Here is a 19491-nt window from a genome sequence, read left to right on the forward strand (position 1 = left end):
GATCCGAGTCCTTACCAAAAGGGTCCCTTTGATCAAGCTATCTTTGGCACTTTACACAGTAGAAGGTGGAGCGCCCCGATTGGGTGATTCTGGCAATTGACCCGGCGCAACCTTCGCGCCGGCAGGGCTCTCCCTCGCGCCCGTAGGCATCAAAACTATGCTGAAAATATCCAAGTTCACCAGAGGCTTGCCTGAAATCCTTGAGCGATGACCCACCGGCGCGGATGGCGTCCTGCAGCACGCTACGGATGATCGGCACCAGGGCTGCAACCCTGTGCGCGGCAATCTGCCCGGCCTTGCGGCGTGGCGAAATTCCCGCACGGAAGAGCGCTTCGCAGACATAGATGTTACCAAGCCCCGCGATGATTCCCTGATCCAGTAATGCTGATTTCACCGGCGTGTTGCGCCCCTTGAAAGCCGCAATCAGATGGTCCTCGTGGAAATCATTGCCCAAGGGTTCCGGCCCCAGCACCGCCAGCAGCTTGTGAGCATCTGCCGTCGCCGTCTCCAGCAGGTCCATCGCCCCGAACCGGCGCGGGTCGTTGAAGGTGATACGGGCGCCATTGTCCATGTCCAGCACCACATGGTCGTGCTTTTCTGCCTGCGGGTGCTCATGCGCGAACTGCCCCAGCGGGTCCCCTGAGACGGTCATCCGCCCGGACATGCCCAGATGAATCAGAAGGGTTTCATCGGTATCCAGATCGGCCAGTATGTATTTCGACCGCCGTCTAAGCCCTTTGACCCTTGCGCCGGTGAGCCGCTCCGCCATCCGCTCCGGAAACGGCCAGCGCAGATCCGGGCGGTTCACAGCGGCCTTCACAATGACCGCGCCTTCCATCGCAGGCGCCAAACCGCGTTTCACCGTCTCGACCTCGGGCAATTCTGGCATTACACCCCTCCTGAACCAACGGGCCGCATTGTGCCTGCCCCACAGCGCCTTATAACAAGGGCCAAACTCAGCAAACGGCAAGCCTGATGAGCAACACCAGCGACAACACCACCCATTTCGGGTTCGAAACCGTCCGCGAGGAGGAGAAGGCAGGCCGCGTGCAGGGGGTCTTCAACTCGGTCGCCTCGAAATACGACATCATGAATGATGTGATGAGCGTCGGCATCCACCGGGTCTGGAAAGACGCGATGATGGACTGGCTGGCACCGCGCCCCGGCCAGCGGCTGCTGGATGTGGCGGGCGGCACCGGCGACATTTCCTTCCGCTTTCTGAAACGCGCAGGGCACGGCCACTCCACCGTGCTGGACCTCACCCGCCCGATGCTGGAGGAGGGCCGTAAGCGCGCCGAGGCCGAACAGATGGCCGACAGCCTCGACTGGGTCACCGGCGACGCCATGAAGCTGCCGTTCAAGGACAACACATTCGACGTCTACACCATCTCCTTCGGCATCCGGAACGTCACCCGTCCGCAGGAAGCGCTGAACGAAGCCTACCGGGTGCTGCGCCCCGGCGGCCGGCTGATGGTGCTGGAGTTCTCGCAGCTTCCGAATGACGGTCTGCAAAAGCTCTACGACCTCTATTCCTTCAACGTGATCCCAAGGATGGGGCAGATGATTGCCGGCGATTACGACAGCTACCAGTACTTGGTGGAATCGATCCGCAAGTTTCCGGATCAGGAAACCTTCCTGGGCATGGTAAAGCAGGCGGGGTTCGGGAACGCCAAGTACCGCAACCTGTCGATGGGCATTGCCTGCCTGCACTCGGGCTGGAAGATCTGATCCATGCGCGGCCCTCATAATATTCTGCGCCTGATCCGCACAGGCGCCACTTTCGAGCGCACCGGGGCCATGCATTCGGTGCTGGAGGCGTTCGAGGCGCCAAAGCCGATCCGGGTGCTGGCCCGGTTGCTGGGCTGGCCGTTCAAATGGCTGGGCTACAAGGGCGATCCGCTGATGCCGCCCGAAACCCGCGCGCTGAACGCGCTGGGGCCTGCCTACATCAAGTTCGGCCAGGTGCTTTCGACGCGGCCCGACGTTGTGGGCAAGGATCTGGCCAATCAGCTGCGTGTCCTGCAGGACAAGCTGCCGCCGTTCTCCCGCGCCGCGGCGCTGGCCGAAGTGGAAAAGGAGCTGGGCCGCCCCGTCTCCGAGATATTCTCTGACTTCAGCGACCCGATCGCCGCCGCTTCCATCGCCCAGGTGCACCGGGCAACGCTGAAGGAAACCGGCGAGGAAGTGGCCGTCAAGGTGCTGCGCCCCGGGATTGAGCGCGCCTTTAACAAGGACGTCGACGCCTTCTACTTTGCCGCCCGCATTGTTGACCTGTTCGCGCCCGGCGCCCGCCGCCTGAAGCCGATGGATGTGATCGAGCATTTCGACGGCGTTGTGCAGGGCGAGCTGGACCTGCGTCTGGAAAGCGCTGCAGCTTCGGAATTTGCTGCCAATACAGCTAAGGACGAAGGCTTCCAGCTGCCCGAAATCCGCTGGGCCTATTCCGCCCGCAGGGTGATGACGATGGGCTGGGCCGACGGCATTCCGCTCGGCGACAATGAGGCGCTGGATGCGGCGGGCCATGACCGCAAGCTGCTGGCTGACCGTGTCCTGTCTCTGTTCCTGCGCCATGCGCTGCGCGACGGCTTCTTCCACGCCGACATGCACCAGGGCAACCTCAAGGTAGCGGCCAACGGCGATATCATTGCCTATGACTTCGGCATCATGGGCCACATCGACGAATACACCCGCCGGGTTTATGCCGAAATTCTCTATGGCTTCATCAAGCGCGACTACAAACGCGTGGCCGAGGTTCATTTCGAGGCCGGCTATGTGCCCGCCAACCGGGACGTCGACGAATTCGCCCGCGCCCTGCGCGCGGTGGGTGAGCCGATCTTCGGCATGGACGCTTCGCAAATCTCGATGGGCCGCCTGCTGAACTACCTGTTCGAAGTGACCGAACGCTTTGGCATGGAAACCCGCACCGAGCTGATCCTCTTGCAGCGCACCATGGTGGTGGTCGAGGGCGTCGCCCGCTCGCTCGATCCGCGTATCAACATCTGGGAGGCGGCCCGGCCGGTGGTCGAGGACTATATCAAGAAATCCATCGGCCCCCGCGCTGTCGTTACCGACCTGCTGGACACCGCCAAGGTGATGGCCCGCTTTGGCCCCCGCCTGCCCGCACTGGTGGAACAGGCGCTGATCGCGCAGGCCGCGCAGAATGGCATACGGCCTGTCAGCAACAGAAGCTGGGTGGCTCCTGTCGTTCTGGGCGCGGCCGGCGCCACCGGGATCTTTGCCGTCATCGCCTTGCTGACCTGATAAACGCCGCGGATTGAAGGGCTTACCAGAACAATACCGCCAAACGTGTGCTGCGGGCTACAAATCACCCAAAAGAAGATCTGCGGCCGGCTCGGACACGTTGGCCGCAGGTTGAAAGAGTCCCATGATGCCAGTGGGACCCAAGGTCGGCCATCCCGCTGAAACACCTGACTTTGCGGAACCACTGAGGAGCCGGCTTGGTCACCCTCGAGACAATGCCGTGACCGGATACCTGTTTCTGATCGCAGCCGCAGCACAGACGGAACCAGCTGATGAACAACCCGCGGAAAGTCCTGCTCGTCGAAAATGACGAATTCACGCGATACATGATGCGAGAGATCATTGTGGCGCTTGGGGTTGACGTTGAAATTGCCGAAGATGGTCAAGCCAGCATCGACATGCTCAGCAGCGCGCCGAACGAATACGGTCTGGTGCTTATGGACCTGCACATGCCGCGGGTGTCCGGGGTCGAGGCGACTCGGCAAATTCGCGCTGCTCCGGTCGATCCCCCCAGCAGTCTGCCGATCGTTGCGGTGACCGCTGATGTAGCCTATCACGACGATGCTATTGTCAAGGGGCTGGGCATGAACGGGTTTGCTCCCAAGCCGGTGACACAAGGGCCAACTGCTGAAGATGATCGACAATTATTGCGCCACCGCATAGCTTGGCTGGAGCCGTCGGCGGAAAGCTGCAGGCAGGATAGGTGTGCTTGAAGCCCAAATAAGAAGACCGTTAATCGCATGGAAGACCTGGAACAGGACACAAAAGCCGGTGCGGACAACAGCAGTCTCCATGTAGCCTGTATTGCCTCCTCCGCTGACGGTCTGGAGGCGCTGTTGCTTCTGGTAAAGAATCTCCCCCGTACAGACAACACCATCTATGTGATCGCCCAGCAAATTTCGCCCTCCCAAAAAAGCGATCTGACTTCGCTGATTGCCCGCGAAGCAACACTGCCGGTGGTGGAACTGGACGGCGAAACCGACCCCGTTCCGGGCACCATTTACATCGCGCCGCCAGACAATGATGTGGCGTTTGAGGGCAGCAAGCTGCGTCTGCGCGATCCCGCAGAGCACCCGGCATCTGCAAAGCCATTCGCCGACCCCCTGTTCAAAAGCATTGCCGAAGAGTGCGGAGAACGCTGCGTTAGCATCGTTCTGGCAGGCACCGGCAGTGATGACAGCTAAAGCTTACCGTCAATCCGCGAAGGCGGCGGGATTACCATTGCACAAGAGCCAGGTTCTGCGAAATACGACGGGATGCCGGTCTCGGCCATTGAAACCGGCTGCATCGATCTGCCCCTGACACCGGAACAGATTGGCGAGCATACTGAGAAGATTCTTGCCCAGCCCCGCAACTTGGACCAGTTGCGGCCCGCTGCCGGCGAACCCAGCAAGCTTAGCGAATTGTTCGGCATCCTCCAGGCCCGCACCCGGGTTGATTTTGCCAATTACAAGGAAAACACCCTGAACCGCCGGATTCCCCGGCGGATGACGGCGCTAGGCATCGAAGACTATGAGAGCTATGTCGATTTTTGCCGGACGAACCTCGACGAGGTCGACGCTCTGCACCGCGATCTGCTGATCTCGGTCACCCAGTTTTTCCGCGACCCGGAACAATTCCGCAAGCTGAATGAGCATCTGGAGAAGCAGCTGGTAAACCATGGCCCTGGCCCGATCCGGGTTTGGGTGGTTGGTTGCGCCACCGGTGAAGAAGCCTATTCGATTGCCATTCTCATAGCAGAGTATCTGGGCGGCCTTCACGCATTGACCAAGAACAACGTTCAGATCTTTGCCACCGACATCGACCAGAACGCCATCGAAGTGGCGAGGAAGGGGATTTATCCGATCTCCGCGGCCCAGGATATTCCTCCCAACTACCTGAAGGAGTATTTTGTCCTTGGCGAGAACGAAATCACGGTGCGGCAGGAACTGCGCAGCGTGACACTGTCTTCCCGCCACAACGTGTTCCAGGATCCGCCCTTCATCAACGTCAACCTGGTCACCATCCGCAACGTTCTGATCTACTTCAACCTGGCGCTGCAGGAACGGGTGCTCACCAGGCTGCACTATTCGATGGCCCGGGCGGCCTGCTGTTCCTTGGCACGTCCGAAACCGTGGGCGAGATGGGCATCTATTTCGAAGCCCGCCAGGGTGCGGACAAGATCTTCGGCAAGCGCCGCGGCATTTCCGGCGAGCTGACCGTTTCCTCGAGCTCACCCGGAACCTCCTACCTGCGAACCCGTACCCTGCGGAAGTCTGCGGCACAGGCAGCGGCAGAGCAGGCTGCGCAGGCTGAACTCTCTCTTGCGCGGTCCGTGGCGCCCAACGGGCTGATCTGCACCCGCAACGGCGACATCATCGAGGTCCTGGGCGATATCAGCGTCTACAGCGAGATCCGGGCCGGAATGTCGACCTCGCTGAACGTGAAGATGCTGATCGACCCGCTGCGCAGCGAAGCCTCCAGCCTGATCGCGGTGTCTATCCGCAACGAAGAGCGCCGCGATGGGCGCTGGCATAGCGTTTCCCTGCCGACCGGCAACCGGGTTCAGCTGCAGGCGTTCCCCTTCCTCAACCACAAGGGCGGCGAGGTGCATTGCCTGCTGGCAATCAACTCCAAGTTCGAGGAAGAGAAAGAGCTCAAATTCGAGGAAATCTCCGACCGCGATCAGCGCGAGTATGTCGAGCGGATGGAGCTGGAAATCCGCTCCACTCAGGAGGCGCTGCAGCAGACGATCGAGGAACTTCAGACCGCCAACGAGGAGCTGCAGTCTTCAAACGAGGAGCTGCAATCCACCAACGAGGAGTTCCAGGCCACCAACGAAGAGCTGGAGACCTCCAACGAAGAGCTGCAATCCACCAATGAGGAACTGCTGACCGTCAACGAGGAATTGCAGATCAGCTCGGCAGAGCGCCAGGCGCTGGCCTCTGAGCTGGAAGCGATGCTGGCATCTTCCCCTTATGCCGTGGCCCTGGCTGATCAGGCATTGATCATCCGGCGGCTGTCGCGCGTGGCGCAGGATGTGATCGGCATTGGCGAACTTCCTCCAACCGGCCTGCACCTTAGCCACTGCCACCTGCCCAGCGGTTTCCCGGCCCTGGCGCCGATCGCAAATACAGTGCTGCGGCTGCAGGAAACCCGGCGCATTCCGGTCCTGTCCGGCAGCGATTACTATACTCTGATCCTCTCCCCGGTTCTGGACCTGCACCAAAAGCTAATTGGCCTCTCCATCACGGTGACCCGGTTCGACAATGAGCCCTTCAATGACGTCCTGCGGCTGGTCAGCAAGGTCACGCGGGTTGGCTTCTGGACCCAGAACCTGCAAACCGACGAAACATATCTCTCCCCCGAATCCCACGCCATTCTCGGCATCGACGATGAAACAGCCGGCCTGAGCCTCGACGGCCTGCTGGCCAGGGTCCACCCCGAGGACCGCACAAGCCTGCAATCAAGACTGGACCGGCTGTTTGTCGACGGCGGCTCCTTCGAATTCGAGGCGCGGTTCTTTGACGATACCGGCAACACCCTGAACATTGCCGGCAGCTTGATGGTGTTCCAGGATTCGCATGGCGAAAACATCCAGCTGATCGGTGTGTGCTGGGACAAGGCCAAATTCGACGAGCGCGACTTGATGCTCGGATGCAGCGTTGCGGTGCAGAACCATCTGTCCGTCGGTATTTTCTCCTTCGACGTGATGAACAACGTGCCGGTCTGGAACCCGCCGATGTACGGCCTGCTGGGCTATAAGCAAGGCACAGACGTTCCGTCGGTGGAAAAACTGCTGGAGCGTGTTCACGAGGAGGACCGGGACTTCATAAAAGACGGACTGCAAGATGTGCTGACGATAGGGCAGTCCTTCCACTACCAGTTGCGGCTGCGCACCAGCGACGGCAGCTACGCAAGCGGGGAGCTGTTCGCACGGGCAAGGCGGGACAAGGCGGGCCGTACGACACATGTCTTCGGCGGACTGCAGCTCTACCGCAGCGGACCGGAGTGAGCCGCGGGTGTACGGTAAAGGAAAGCGCTTGCCGCAGTGGCGCCTGAGCCGGGCACCGTCACCCCAGCAGGACCCGCTCTGCGCCGCTTGCCGCTGTCTGCAGCCAGTCGGCATGCATCCTGCGGGTGCATGCCAGTGACTGCAGAGGAGAACAGCCCGGCCTCCAACCTCCTTGCGAGCGCCTTTCTGGCATCCCCCTATGCCTCTTTCATCCTTGACTGGTACGGCCGCATCCTGGTCTGCAACCGGCGGGCTGAGCGCAGCTTTGCACCCGCAATAGCGCCGGGCAGCGGAGCACTTAACGGCAGCTGCATCAGCAGCCTCACCTTGCTGAAACCGGACCGCGTGATCGAAAGGCTCCGGCACGGCACGGCAAACGGCGTTGCAACATTGCCGATGGCAAGCGGCATCCGGACGAATGGATCATCGGAAACGGAATTCCGCGTCTCCCTGTTGCGCGCCGACACCCGAGGTGAACGGCTCATCCTGCTGACACACGACCAGCTGCGGGTCACCGTGGACTCCCTGCGGCATATGAACGAACTGCGCGGCCAGTTGCGCGGTGAATTGCGCAACGCCAAGGATGCCAACCTGAAACTGCAGGAAACACTCCTTTCCATGGAGGCCTTTGCCCATGCGGCCTCTCATGATCTGCGCACACCGATCAACACTCTGGCTGGCTCCTTGCAGTTCTTCTCCGAACACTACGCCGCAGGGCTGCCTGACACGGCGCGGGAGTTCTTGCAGCACATGACCCGGGCCACCGGTCAGATCGACCGGCTGACAACCGAACTGCTGGAGCATTCGGTCTCCACATCCGCCGGGATCAACATTCAGGAAATCACCGTTCAGGACGCGGTTTCTGAGGCCTGCACGAGCCTGGCGCAGGAGCTCGAAGCCTGCGGCGGAAAGTTCCGGGTCATAGGCGACGGTTTCAGGCTCCATGGGGACCCGACCCTGCTGCATCCGGTCCTGACCAACCTGCTGTCCAATGCGATCAAGTACAGGCACCCGGAGCGGGTTCTTGAAATTTCGATCCGGATGAATGGCGCAGAGCGGGACCGGTGGGAGCTTTCGGTTGCCGACAATGGGACCGGCTTCGCGCCAGAGGACAAGCAGCTGATCCTCCAGCCTTTCCATCGTGCCCACCGTGAAATCGAGGGCAGCGGCATCGGGCTTTCGACCTGCGCCGAAATTTGCCGCCGGCACAATTGGAAATTCATTGCCGATGGGGAACCCGGAAAAGGCGCTGTCTTCACCATTTCCTTCAGCTGACCGGCCGCCGCCTGCGCCAATCAGCTCGCTTCCGCGGAAACCGCCTTGCTCGTCACGTAATCAACCATGCTGAGAAGGTCAGTCAGGTTAACCGGCTTGTGCAGCACCCAGCGGATGTTGCGGCTCAGCCCAAAGAGCTCACCGCCGGTGAACAGCCGGCTGCCGGTGATGTAGACGACGGGAATATCCGGGCGCAGAAGGGCGGCATAATCCGCGACTGGAAGCGAGGTTTCTTCGCCAATCTTCAGATCCAGGATCAGGATGCCCGGCTCAAAGTCGGCCAGCGCGGCAATTGCTTCTGCACAACTGGAGACGGGCCGTACATCATACCCGGCATCCTGCAAAGCCATGCTGAAGGTAAATCTTACACCAGCGTCATCTTCCAGAAGCAAAACCTTGACCGCCACAGCATTTCCCTTATCGCACATGAAGGCTGCCCCGGGATCACGCTAAATGTAATCTGCCCTGCCAGCCCTCAAATCCCCAACACGATGCGGCCGCGGACCGAACCGGGCAGCCCCGGTGAGTCGGCTCCCACTCGTTGGGTATTCTAATTACTACTTTAAATTGCATACGATGGATATGGTAGCGTAAAAATTAATCGGCAAAATCCAGAGCTGTTGCATTCTGCTCCGCAGCTGGGGGCAAGTCGCGGACCAACCCCCAGCCTGTTGAAATCAAAGACGTTCGATGGCCAAGGCAATGCCCTGACCGCCGCCGATGCACATTGTGATCAGCCCTTTGGAGCCGCCGGTCCGTTCCAGTTCATAAAGGGCCTTCAGGGTAATGATGGCTCCTGTTGCCCCCACGGGGTGACCCAGCGCGATGGCGCCGCCGTTGGGGTTCACCTTGGCCGGATCCAGCCCCAGTTCCTTGTTCACGGCCAAGGCTTGGGAGGCGAAGGCCTCGTTCGACTCGATCACGTCGAAGTCGCTGGCAGAAAGGCCGGTCTTCTCCAGCAGGTTGCGCACGGCAGGCACCGGGCCGATGCCCATGACCTCAGGGCGGACACCCGCATGGGCATAGCCCAGAATGCGGGCCTTCGGTTTCAGCCCGGCCCGTTCAGCCGCCACCGCCGTGGCCAGCACAACAGCCGCAGCGCCGTCGTTGATTCCGCTGGCATTCCCGGCAGTTACCCGGCCGTCTTTCTGGAATACCGCCTTCAGGCCCGCCAGCGCCTCCGGCGTGGTCGCCTTGGGGTGCTCGTCCACTTCAAAGGGCACCAGGTCGCGCTTGACCTTGACCTCGACCGGGGTGATCTGGGACTTGAAATGACCCGCCTCAATCGCCGCCGCGGCGCGGCTCTGGCTGGTCAGGGCAAAGTCATCCATCTGCTCGCGGGTGATGCCGTGCTCGTCGGCGACATTCTCAGCCGTCACCCCCATATGGCCGGTGCCGAACGGGCAGTTCAGCGCGCCCAGCATCATGTCGAGCGATTTCACATCGCCCATCTTGGCGCCCCAGCGGCTTTGCTGGATGATGTAGGGGCTGCGCGACATGTTCTCGGCGCCGCCGGCCAGGGCGAACTCTGCGTCCCCCAAGGCAAGCGATTGATAAGCTGACACAATTGCCTGCACGCCGGAGCCGCAGAGGCGGTTCACGTTCATTGCCGGCACCACGTCCGGAACACCTGCCTGCATGGCGGCAACCCGGCTCAGGTACATGTCGCGGGGTTCGGTGTTGATGATGTGGCCAAACACCACATGGCCGATCTGGCCGCCCTCCACCCCGGAGCGTTCCAGCGCCGCCTTGGACACGGTGGCTGCCAGGTCGATCGGCGCGGTGTTTGCCAGCGCGCCGCCAAAGGTGCCGATGGCGGTGCGGGCGCCGTCCAGAATCACGATGTCAGTCATTGTTCTTTCTCCTCAACTCCTGCGTTGGCGCCATTATGCGCCCGCAGCATGGACCTGTCTGCCGGGACGTGCCGTCATAGAAACGCGGCGTCACTCCCCGTGCACCCCTTGTACACCCCCTGTGCACCGCCGCGGCGCAGCATCCGCAGATTGCCGGATCAATTGACAAATGCCGCCCATCGGCGCAGAGAATCCGTCATGACGGAAAACACAGACGATATCCTGACCCTGCTGCCCGCCCGCCTGAAAGAGGCGCGCCGCGCCCAAGGCCTGAGCCTGGAGGCGGTCGCCAACCTGTCGGGCGTCAGCCGCTCGATGGTGAGCCAGATCGAGCGCGGCGAAAGCTCCCCCACCATTGCGACGCTGTGGAACCTGACCCGCGCCTTGCAGGTGGATTTTGCGGGCCTCTTGGAAGCGGGCGACATGCAGGACCGGATCGAGGTGCTGCGCGCGGCGGACGTGCCCAAGATCGAGAACATGGGCCAGGGCTGCCGCATCCGCATCCTGTCGCCGCCGGAGGAGGCCGGCGGGCATGAGGTCTATGACATCCGGTTCGACCAGGGCGGCGCGCTGGTCAGCCAGCCCCACACCCGCGGCGCGGTGGAGCAGCTGACGGTGCTGGAAGGCAAGATCGCGGTGAGTTCCGGCAATGCCAAGGACCAGCTGCAGGCCGGCGACACCGCGCGCTATGCCGCCGACGTCGCCCATTCGATCACCGCACCGGAGGGGCCCGCGCGGGTGTTTCTGATTGTGAAGAATGCGTAAGGCAGGTTTTTCATCCTGAGCTTACAAGACACTCCCGCCCTCGTCGGCAAGAATACCCCGCCCCTAGCCTTTTATGCACATTCCCCTTGAACGACTCAGGGGTCCGGCCCATATGTGGTCCGCTAACGTTATTCTTGTCGATCCACTGTCTCCCGTTCCGCGGCGTTATCAGTCTCTCGATCCAGACCGACTACGCCAGGCTGCCGCACTTCCGCGGGCAGCAAAAACTCTAGGAGACTACGGATATGGCCACCGGCACCGTAAAATGGTTCAACACCACCAAAGGCTACGGCTTCATCGCGCCCGAGGGCGGCAGCAAGGATGTGTTCGTGCACATTTCCGCTGTTGAGCGTTCCGGCCTGACCGGCCTCGCCGACAACCAGAAAGTCACCTTCGACATCGAGCCCGGCCGTGACGGCCGCGAGTCGGCGGTGAACCTGGAACTGGCATAAGCCAGGCAGCTTTGCTGATTGGAAGCGCGGTCCCCGGGAGGGGGCCGCGTTTTCTTTTGGGCGGTTTCTTTCGGGAAGTCAGCCCTTGTTGCTCTCATCCCAAAGCTTCGGCTCCCACAGCTCCACCTTGTTGCCCTCCGGGTCCATGATCCAGGCAAAACGGCCGTTCTCATAGGCGTCCGGCCCTTTCAGGATGGAAATACCTGCGTCCGTGAGCTGCGCGATCATCCCGTCCATATCGTCGATCCGGTAGTTGATCATGAAACCGGCGGTGCTGGGATCAAACCAGGTGCCGTCCGCATCGGCGGTGCCCCAGACGGTGAGGCCGCCGTCCTCTGCCGTGTCGTCCTTCCAATTGAGGACAGCGCCGCCGAACTCCGCCAATTCCAGCCCAAGGTGGTCGCGGTACCATGCGGCCAGCACCTTGGCGCCGCCGCGCGCCTTGATGAATACCCCGCCGATGCCAGTGACCTTTGCCATTCCGCGTCCTCCCTTATGCAGGGGCAGATAGCCCGGGCTGGCGGATTTCCACCCACAGCCTCCAGTTTCACGGATTTTTTTCCGCAATCCTGAAATCCTGTATTCCGGAAACTTATCCGCTATGATAGACACGCGACTCGAGACACCAAGGGAGTTTGCGCATGTCCACTGCTTTTCTGACCGACATCTCCAACACGCTGGCCCAGATCGAGGCCGAGGGGCTGTACAAGCGCGAGCGAATGATCACCTCCCCGCAGGGGGGCGAGATCACGGTTGGCGGCCGGGAAGTTATCAACCTGTGCGCCAACAACTATCTGGGTCTGGCCGACCATCCCGCCCTGATCAAAGCCGCCAAGGACGCGATGGAGCCAAAGGGGTTCGGCATGGCCTCTGTCCGATTCATCTGCGGCACCCAGGACATTCACCGGGAGCTGGAGCAAAGGCTGGCGAAGTTCCTTGGCAAGGATGACGCGATTCTGTTCGCGGCCTGTTTCGACGCCAATGGCGGTCTGTTCGAGCCGCTGCTGGGGCCGGAGGATGCGATCATCTCCGACAGCCTGAACCATGCCTCGATCATCGACGGCATCCGGCTGTGCAAGGCCAAGCGCTACCGCTACCTGAACAGCGATATGAACGACCTTGAGGCCTGGCTGAAGCAGGCCCGCGAGGACGGCGCACGGCATATCATGATCGCCACCGACGGCGTGTTCTCGATGGACGGATATCTGGCCAAGCTGCCGGAGATCCGGGCGCTCGCGGACAAATACGATGCGGTGGTGATGGTGGATGACTGCCACGCGACCGGCTTCATGGGGGCGACGGGCGCCGGCACGCCGGAGCATTTCGGGGTGGACGTGGACATCCTGACAGGAACCTTGGGCAAAGCACTTGGGGGGGCCATCGGCGGTTACATCGCCGGGCCGCAGCCAGTGATCGACCTGCTGCGGCAGCGGGCGCGGCCCTATCTGTTCTCCAATTCGCTGCCGCCATCGATTGTTGCTGCCGGGCTGGAGGCGATCCGGCTGGTGGAGGAAGGGGACGGCCTGAGGGCGCAGCTGTTCGAAAATGCGAAATACTGGCGCGCGGGGCTGGAAAAGCTGGGCTTTGACCTGCTGCCGGGTGAGCATCCGATCATCCCGGTGATGCTGGGCGAGGCGCAGCTGGCGCAGGACATGGCGGCCCGGCTGTTCGACGAGGGCGTTTATGTCTCCGGCTTCTTCTTCCCGGTGGTGCCGCGCGGCCAGGCCCGCATCCGCACCCAGATGAATGCGGCGCTGACGCGGGATGAGCTGGACCGGGCGCTGGCGGCGTTCGGCAAGGTGGGCAAGGAACTGGGGGTGATCTGATGAGCCGTCCGAACACGATGAAGGCGCTGGAGAAAAGCCATCCGCAGGAGGGCCTGTGGATGGTGCAGGCGCCGGTGCCGGAAATCGGCCCTGACGAGGTGCTGATCAAGGTCAAGAAGACCGGCATCTGCGGCACCGACATCCACATCTGGAACTGGGACGAATGGGCATCGCACACCGTGCCGGTGCCGATGATCACCGGGCATGAGTTCGCGGGCGAGATCGTCGAGATCGGCCGCAATGTGGAGGATCTGGCGGTCGGGCAGCGCTGCTCCGGCGAGGGGCATCTGATCAAGACGGACTCGCGCCAGAGCCGCGCCGGCAAGTTCCACCTGGACCCCGGCACCCGCGGCATCGGGGTGAACGAGCAGGGCGCCTTTGCCCAGTATCTGAAACTGCCGGCCTTCAATGTGGTGCCGCTGCCGGATGATATCCCGGACGAGATCGGCGCCATCCTCGACCCGCTGGGCAACGCGGTGCATACCGCGCTCAGCTTTGACCTCTTGGGCGAGGACGTGCTGATCACCGGGGCCGGCCCCATCGGCATCATGGCGGCAGCCGTGGCGAAGCACGCAGGCGCCCGGCATGTGGTGATCACCGACATCAACCCGGACCGCCTGACGCTGGCCCGGCATGTGGTGCCGGCGGTGCGCACGGTGAATGTGGCCCAGGAAGAGCTGCGGGATGTGGTGCGCGAACTGGGCATGAAACAGGGGTTCGACGTCGGGCTGGAGATGTCCGGCAGCCAGGCGGCTCTGGATCAGATGGTGGAGGCGCTGGTGATGGGCGGCAAGATTGCCCTGCTGGGCATTCCGCCGGGCAAATCGCCGGTCGACTGGTCCCGCATCGTGTTCAAGGCGATCACCATCAAGGGCGTCTACGGGCGCGAGATGTTCGAGACCTGGTACAAGATGATCGCGATGCTGCAGAACGGGCTGGATGTGAGCCGGGTCATCACCCACCGCTTCGGCGTGGATGATTTCGCCGAAGGCTTTGCGGCGATGAAATCAGGTTCCAGCGGCAAGGTGGTGCTGGACTGGACGTGACGGTTATTTGAGGGGGCTTTGCCCCCTCGGCCTTCCGGCTGGGCTTCGCCCGTTCGGGTCTGAAATGATCCCCCGGATCATTTCCGAGACGACCCTCACCCCCAGAGTATTTCCGGAAAGATGAAAGAGGGGATCAGGGTTCCAGCGGCACCCTGCCCGTTACCGTCAGCAGCCAGCAGTCGCGGCCTTCGAGAACGGCGGCGGTGAGCGGGCGGCCGTAGCCGGCACCGCTGTCGAGGTTGATGCGGTTCACGTGGTGCTCCGCCCGTTTTCCGGGGGTGTGGCCGTGCACCACCAGCCAGGGGTGGGCGCGCTCGTCATTGAGGAATTCCTGGCGGATCCAGATCAGGTCATCCTCGCTTTGGCTCTCCAGCGGCAGGCCGGGGCGGATGCCTGCGTGGACGAACAGAAGTTCACCCTCCTGGTGGCAGGGTTTGAGGCCTGCCAGGAAGTCCAGATGCGCCTGCGGCACTGCAGCGCGGGCGCGGGCGTGGGTTTGGTAGATGCGGTCGCCCTCCTCCACGCCAACGCCGTAGGATTGCAGGGTCTCCATGCCGCCGATACGGTCGTGCAGCCAGTGGTAGCCGACCAGCAGCCGGGCGTCGTTGCGCGGGTAGTCCTCCAGGAACATCGAGAACATGCGGTCGTGGTTGCCCTTGAGGCAGATCCAGTTGCGGCCCTCGGACTGGCCCTGCATCAGCCGGTCAATCACGCCGCAGCTGTCAGGCCCGCGGTCGGTATAATCGCCAAGAAAGACAATGCGGGCGTCCGGGCCGCCATCGGCTTCGATCAGCGCCAGCGCCTGTTCCAGCATCTCAAGCTGGCCGTGGATATCGCCAATGGCGTAGATTGGGCTGGTCATGTCAGGATCCTTTGCCGGGAAGGCGCCGAAAAAATGAAAACGCCGCCCTTATAGCCGGGCGGCGTTTCCGATTGAACCGTTTACAAGTTCAGCACTAGGGCCCGGTCGTCAGATGACGTCGAATGCCAGCGGCTTGATCTGGTTGAACAGCCCGGTTTCGGCAAGCTTGGCACGCACCTCTGCCGGGACCTCGTCATCCACATAAAGGAGCGCGATGGCTTCGCCGCCTGCCTCGGACCGGCCCAGGGTGAAGTTGGCGATGTTGACGCCGTGATCGCCCAGGGTGTGGCCCAGGGTGCCGATGATGCCGGGCACGTCCTCGTTGGTGGTGTAGAGCATATGCGCGCCCACATCCGCCTCGATGTTGATGCCCTTGATCTGGATGAACCGCGGCTTGCCGTCGGAGAACACGGTGCCGGCCACCGAGCGTTCGCGCTTGGAAGTCACCGCGGTCACCTTGATGTAGCCGTCAAAGGAGCCGGATTTATCCTGGTTGGTGGTGGAGATCTGAACACCGCGCTCCTTGGCGACAACCGGGGCGGAGACCAGGTTCACCTCCGGATTGGAGCGTTTCATGATGCCCGCGATCACCGCGCAGTTCAGCGCGTCCAGGTTCATGCCGGCCGCAACCCCGTCGTAGAGGATGTTGATCGCCCGCAGCGGCTCGTCGGTCATCTGGCCCACGAAGGAGCCCAGGTGGTCGGCCAGCTTGATCCACGGGCCCATGACCTTGGCTTCCTCGGCGGTGACGCTGGGCATGTTGAGCGCGTTTTCAACCGCGCCGGTCAGCAGGTAGTTGGACATCTGCTCCGCCACCTGCAGGGCAACGTTCTCCTGCGCCTCGGTTGTGGCGGCGCCCAGGTGCGGGGTGCAGACCACGTTGGGCAGGCCAAAGAGGGCGTTTTCCTTGGCCGGTTCCACCGAGAACACGTCGAAGGCAGCGCCTGCCACATGGCCGGAGGTCAGCAGCTCCGCCAGTGCGGCTTCGTCCACCAGGCCGCCGCGGGCGCAGTTGATGATACGCACGCCCTTCTTGGTCTTTTCCAGGTTTTCCTTGGACAGGATGTTGCGGGTCTGGTCGGTCAGCGGCACATGCAGGGTGATGAAGTCGGCGCGCGCCAGCAGCTCGTCCAGCTCGACCTTTTCGATGCCCATCTTGTCAGCCTTGTCGTTGCTGAGAAACGGATCGTAAGCGACCACTTTCATCTTCAGGCCGCGGGCGCGGTCGCAGACGATGCCGCCGATATTGCCGGCGCCGATCACGCCCAGGGTCTTGCTGGTCAGCTCAACGCCCATGAACTTGGACTTTTCCCACTTGCCGGCATGGGTGGAGGCCGAGGCCTCCGGCAGCTGGCGGGCAACCGCGAACATCATCGCGATGGCGTGTTCGGCAGTGGTGATCATGTTGCCGAACGGGGTGTTCATCACAATGACGCCGCGCTTGGAGGCGGCTTCCTTGTCGATGTTGTCGGTGCCGATGCCGGCGCGGCCGATCACCTTGAGGTTTTCGGCGTTTTCCAGGATCTTTTCCGTCACCTTGGTGGCGGAGCGGATCGCGAGGCCGTCGTACTGGCCGATGATTTCCGCCAGCTTGTCCTTGTCCTTGCCCACGTCGGGCAGGAAGTCGACGTCGATGCCGCGGTCGCGGAAGATCTGGACGGCAGCTTCGGAAAGCTTGTCGGAGATGAGAACTTTGGGAGCCATGGGTTAGGGTCCTTTTGCGGGGGCCTGTACGGCCATTTGTTTTGAGAAGGGCTGCGCCCGGCCCTGGGTGGGTGCGAAGCGCCCTCCCGTGGGGAGGGTCGGGCGCTGCCCGGCGGTGCTGCCGGGCAGTACAATTATCAGGCCGCTTCGGTCTGGGCCGCGATCTCGGCCTCAAAGGCCCATTTGATCCAGGGCATCAGCGCGGCCACATCGGCAGCCTCAACCGTGCCGCCGCACCAGATGCGCAGGCCCGGAGGCGCGTCTCGGTAGGCGCCGATGTCATACGCCACGCCTTCGGCTTCCAGGCGCTTGGCCACGGCCTTGGCAAAGGCGGCGCCGTCCTTGATGCGCTCGTCCGTGAACTTGAGGCAGACCGAGGTGTTCGAGCGGTATTCCGGCTGCTCGGCCAGGAAGGCGATCCAGGGGTTGTCCTGCACAAAGCTTTGCACCGCGGCCAGGTTGGCATAGGCGCGTTCGCGCAGGCCTTCCATGCCGCCGACGGAGCGGGCCCAGTCCAGCGCCAGCAGGTAATCCTCGACCGCCAGCATCGAGGGCGTGTTGATGGTGGCGCCCTGGAAAATGCCGTCGATCAGCTTGCCGCCCTTGGTCAGGCGGAAGATCTTGGGCAGCGGCCAGGCCGGGGTGTAGCTCTCCAGCCGTTCCACTGCGCGGGGGCTGAGGATGATCATGCCGTGCGCGGCTTCACCGCCCAGCACCTTCTGCCAGGAGAAGGTGGTCACATCCAGCTTGTCCCAGGGCAGGTACTGGGCAAAAGCGGCCGAGGTGGCGTCGCAGATGGTCAGCCCGTCGCGGTCCGCCGGAATCCAGTCGCCATTTGGGACGCGCACGCCGGAGGTGGTGCCGTTCCAGGTGAAAACGACATCGTTGGTGAAATCGACGGTCGAGAGGTCGACGATCTGGCCGTAGTCGGCGGTCTTGACGGTGGCGTCCAGCTTCAGCTGCTTCACCGCGTCGGTCACCCAGCCGGAGCCGAAGCTTTCCCAGGCCAGCATCTCGACGCCGCGGGCGCCCAAGAGGTTCCACATCGCCATTTCCACCGCTCCGGTGTCGGAGGCGGGCACGATGCCGATCTTGTAACCGGCGGGGATGTTCAGGATTTCGCGGGTGCCTTCGATCGCCGCCTTCAGCTTCTCCTTGCCCACCGCAGCGCGGTGCGAGCGGCCCAGCGGCGCGCCTGCAAGTTTGCTCAGATCGAAGACGGGGGGTTTGGCACAGGGGCCGGACGAAAAGCGCGGATTGGCCGGCCGCGCGGCAGGTTGTTCAATAGCCATAAATGCTACCCTTCCAGATAAGCGCCCCTCGTTGGGGAGGGGTGTCCCGCCATCAGAGCTAGTGTGCTGCAGCGCGGCACGCAACAGATATTTTGAAATAATGCGGCTGTTCATCTGTTTTTTGCGACATGAATTTCCACCATCGGAAACAGCCGCGCTGAAATGGCGCAATTGGCTGTTCCTTATGATGCCCCCTGGTTTCAGCAGTTTTTTGCCGTCTGGCTGTTCCGCCGCAGCGGCGTTATGACAGGGGCAGATAGCGCCGGAACGGAGCCCGCCGATGTACACCGCCACCCTGCTTTGCAACCCTGCCCGACCGGTGCTGGAACCCGCGCTGATCGAATCGCTGCGCAATGCCTGGGGCGGCGGCGAGGCAGCCTGGCTGGCGCCGGGAGTGGCGGCGGAGTTTCCGCTGGAGCGGATGCCGGACAATCGCTGGGACGCCTGGGCGGATATTCAGAAAATGGGCGCCGACCTGGTGATCCAGCCCAGCGCCGGGCGGAAAAAGAAGATGCTGCTGGCCGACATGGATTCCACCATGATCCAGCAGGAATGCATCGACGAGCTGGCCGAGGAGGCGGGCGTCGGCGCGCGCGTGAAGGACATCACCGCACGGGCGATGAACGGCGAGCTGGATTTCGAAGGCGCGCTGACTGAGCGGGTCGGGCTGCTGAAGGGGCTGCCGGAATCGGTAATTGGCAAGGTGCTGGAGGAGCGCATCACGCTGATGCCTGGCGGCAAGCAATTGCTGGCAACGATGAAGGCCGATGGCGCCTATGCGGCGCTGGTTTCCGGCGGCTTTACGGCGTTCACCGCACGGGTCGCGGCAGAGCTGGGCTTTGACGAGAATCGCGCCAATACGCTGCTGGCGGAGGACGGCCAGCTGACCGGCGAGGCCGCGCGCCCGATCCTGGGCCGCGAGGCCAAGGTGGAGGCGCTGGAGCAGATCACCGCCCGGCTGGGGATTGCGGAGGCAGATGTGATCGCAGTGGGTGACGGCGCCAATGATCTGGGCATGCTGAAGCGCGCAGGCGCGGGGGTGGCGCTGCACGCCAAGCCCTCTGTCGCAGCGGAATGCGATATCCGCATCAACCACGGCGACCTGACGGCGCTGCTGTACATTCAGGGCTACGCCCAGGACGACTTCAAGGGCTGATCGAC

The 19491-nt window shown here is 62.5% G+C and carries 18 protein-coding genes and 1 pseudogene; 12 read left to right on the forward strand and 7 right to left on the reverse strand.

Annotation, left to right across the window (positions count from 1 at the left end; all coding sequences use genetic code 11):
- Nucleotides 1-37 precede the first annotated feature (37 nt).
- Nucleotides 38-889: a bifunctional DNA-formamidopyrimidine glycosylase/DNA-(apurinic or apyrimidinic site) lyase gene (gene mutM, locus LHL23_RS11190; protein WP_226429921.1), complete on the reverse strand. Its 852-nt coding sequence runs from the start codon at nt 887-889 to the stop codon at nt 38-40.
- Between the two features lie 86 nt (nt 890-975).
- Here mutM and ubiE point away from each other — a divergent pair, with 86 nt between their 5' ends.
- From ubiE to LHL23_RS11225, 7 genes and pseudogenes are all read left to right on the forward strand, one after another.
- Complete coding sequence (gene ubiE, locus LHL23_RS11195) at nt 976-1728, forward strand: bifunctional demethylmenaquinone methyltransferase/2-methoxy-6-polyprenyl-1,4-benzoquinol methylase UbiE (protein WP_222477268.1); 753 nt, start codon at nt 976-978, stop codon at nt 1726-1728.
- 3 nt (nt 1729-1731) lie between these two features.
- Complete coding sequence (gene ubiB, locus LHL23_RS11200) at nt 1732-3261, forward strand: 2-polyprenylphenol 6-hydroxylase (RefSeq protein ID WP_226429922.1); 1530 nt, start codon at nt 1732-1734, stop codon at nt 3259-3261.
- Between the two features lie 272 nt (nt 3262-3533).
- Nucleotides 3534-3974, forward strand: a complete 441-nt coding sequence (locus tag LHL23_RS11205; protein ID WP_226429923.1) for a response regulator — start codon at nt 3534-3536, stop codon at nt 3972-3974.
- 27 nt (nt 3975-4001) lie between these two features.
- Nucleotides 4002-4745 (forward strand): annotated as a pseudogene (locus tag LHL23_RS11210) (chemotaxis protein CheB); the annotation flags it as partial.
- A 3-nt stretch (nt 4746-4748) separates the two neighbouring features.
- Nucleotides 4749-5459, forward strand: a complete 711-nt coding sequence (locus tag LHL23_RS11215; RefSeq protein WP_264181211.1) for a CheR family methyltransferase — start codon at nt 4749-4751, stop codon at nt 5457-5459.
- Nucleotides 5384-7255: a PAS domain-containing protein gene (locus LHL23_RS11220; RefSeq protein WP_226429924.1), complete on the forward strand. Its 1872-nt coding sequence runs from the start codon at nt 5384-5386 to the stop codon at nt 7253-7255. Before LHL23_RS11215 ends, LHL23_RS11220 begins: the two co-directional genes overlap by 76 nt.
- A gap of 129 nt (nt 7256-7384) precedes the next feature.
- The gene (locus LHL23_RS11225; RefSeq protein ID WP_226429925.1) at nt 7385-8530 is read left to right on the forward strand and encodes a sensor histidine kinase; all 1146 of its coding nucleotides are present in this window, start codon (nt 7385-7387) and stop codon (nt 8528-8530) included.
- Nucleotides 8531-8550: 20 nt separating this feature from the next.
- On the opposite strand, the gene LHL23_RS11230 is transcribed toward LHL23_RS11225, so the two are convergent.
- Nucleotides 8551-8958, reverse strand: a complete 408-nt coding sequence (locus LHL23_RS11230; protein WP_226429926.1) for a response regulator — start codon at nt 8956-8958, stop codon at nt 8551-8553.
- A 249-nt stretch (nt 8959-9207) separates the two neighbouring features.
- On the reverse strand, nt 9208-10383 hold the full coding sequence (locus tag LHL23_RS11235; RefSeq protein WP_226429927.1) for an acetyl-CoA C-acyltransferase family protein: 1176 nt from the start codon (nt 10381-10383) through the stop codon (nt 9208-9210).
- A gap of 198 nt (nt 10384-10581) precedes the next feature.
- Between LHL23_RS11235 and LHL23_RS11240 the strand changes: the two genes are divergently transcribed.
- Together LHL23_RS11240 and LHL23_RS11245 are read left to right on the forward strand one after the other, a co-directional pair.
- Nucleotides 10582-11148 (forward strand): helix-turn-helix domain-containing protein, encoded by a 567-nt coding sequence (locus LHL23_RS11240; RefSeq protein ID WP_226429928.1) that lies wholly within the window; start codon nt 10582-10584, stop codon nt 11146-11148.
- 245 nt (nt 11149-11393) lie between these two features.
- Nucleotides 11394-11600, forward strand: coding sequence for a cold-shock protein (locus tag LHL23_RS11245; RefSeq protein WP_039184356.1), 207 nt, complete (start codon nt 11394-11396; stop codon nt 11598-11600).
- Between the two features lie 78 nt (nt 11601-11678).
- On the opposite strand, the gene LHL23_RS11250 is transcribed toward LHL23_RS11245, so the two are convergent.
- Entirely contained in the window at nt 11679-12080 is a 402-nt protein-coding gene (locus LHL23_RS11250; protein WP_226429929.1) for a VOC family protein, read from the reverse strand.
- Between the two features lie 161 nt (nt 12081-12241).
- On the opposite strand from LHL23_RS11250, the gene LHL23_RS11255 reads away from it, so the two are divergent.
- Both LHL23_RS11255 and tdh read left to right on the forward strand, forming a co-directional pair.
- A complete protein-coding gene (locus LHL23_RS11255) occupies nt 12242-13426 on the forward strand; it encodes a glycine C-acetyltransferase (protein ID WP_222477240.1) in 1185 nt (394 codons plus the stop codon).
- Nucleotides 13427-13443: 17 nt separating this feature from the next.
- Nucleotides 13444-14472 (forward strand): L-threonine 3-dehydrogenase, encoded by a 1029-nt coding sequence (gene tdh, locus LHL23_RS11260; RefSeq protein WP_222477593.1) that lies wholly within the window; start codon nt 13444-13446, stop codon nt 14470-14472.
- A gap of 133 nt (nt 14473-14605) precedes the next feature.
- Here tdh and LHL23_RS11265 read toward each other — a convergent pair whose 3' ends face one another.
- The 3 genes from LHL23_RS11265 to LHL23_RS11275 all read right to left on the reverse strand — a co-directional run bounded on the left by LHL23_RS11265 (nt 14606) and on the right by LHL23_RS11275 (nt 18330).
- Nucleotides 14606-15334, reverse strand: coding sequence for a metallophosphoesterase family protein (locus tag LHL23_RS11265; protein WP_226429930.1), 729 nt, complete (start codon nt 15332-15334; stop codon nt 14606-14608).
- 108 nt (nt 15335-15442) lie between these two features.
- On the reverse strand, nt 15443-17038 hold the full coding sequence (serA, locus tag LHL23_RS11270; RefSeq protein ID WP_222477230.1) for a phosphoglycerate dehydrogenase: 1596 nt from the start codon (nt 17036-17038) through the stop codon (nt 15443-15445).
- Between the two features lie 137 nt (nt 17039-17175).
- Nucleotides 17176-18330 carry a phosphoserine transaminase gene (locus LHL23_RS11275; protein WP_222477228.1) on the reverse strand — a complete coding sequence of 385 codons (1155 nt, stop codon included), beginning with the start codon at nt 18328-18330 and terminating at the stop codon, nt 17176-17178.
- A gap of 280 nt (nt 18331-18610) precedes the next feature.
- Between LHL23_RS11275 and serB the strand changes: the two genes are divergently transcribed.
- Nucleotides 18611-19486 (forward strand): phosphoserine phosphatase SerB, encoded by an 876-nt coding sequence (gene serB, locus LHL23_RS11280; RefSeq protein ID WP_226429931.1) that lies wholly within the window; start codon nt 18611-18613, stop codon nt 19484-19486.
- The last annotated feature ends 5 nt before the right edge of the window (nt 19487-19491 follow it).

It is taken from the genome of Leisingera sp. McT4-56 (assembly GCF_020514995.1).
Taxonomy (GTDB): Bacteria; Pseudomonadota; Alphaproteobacteria; order Rhodobacterales; family Rhodobacteraceae; genus Leisingera; species Leisingera aquaemixtae_A.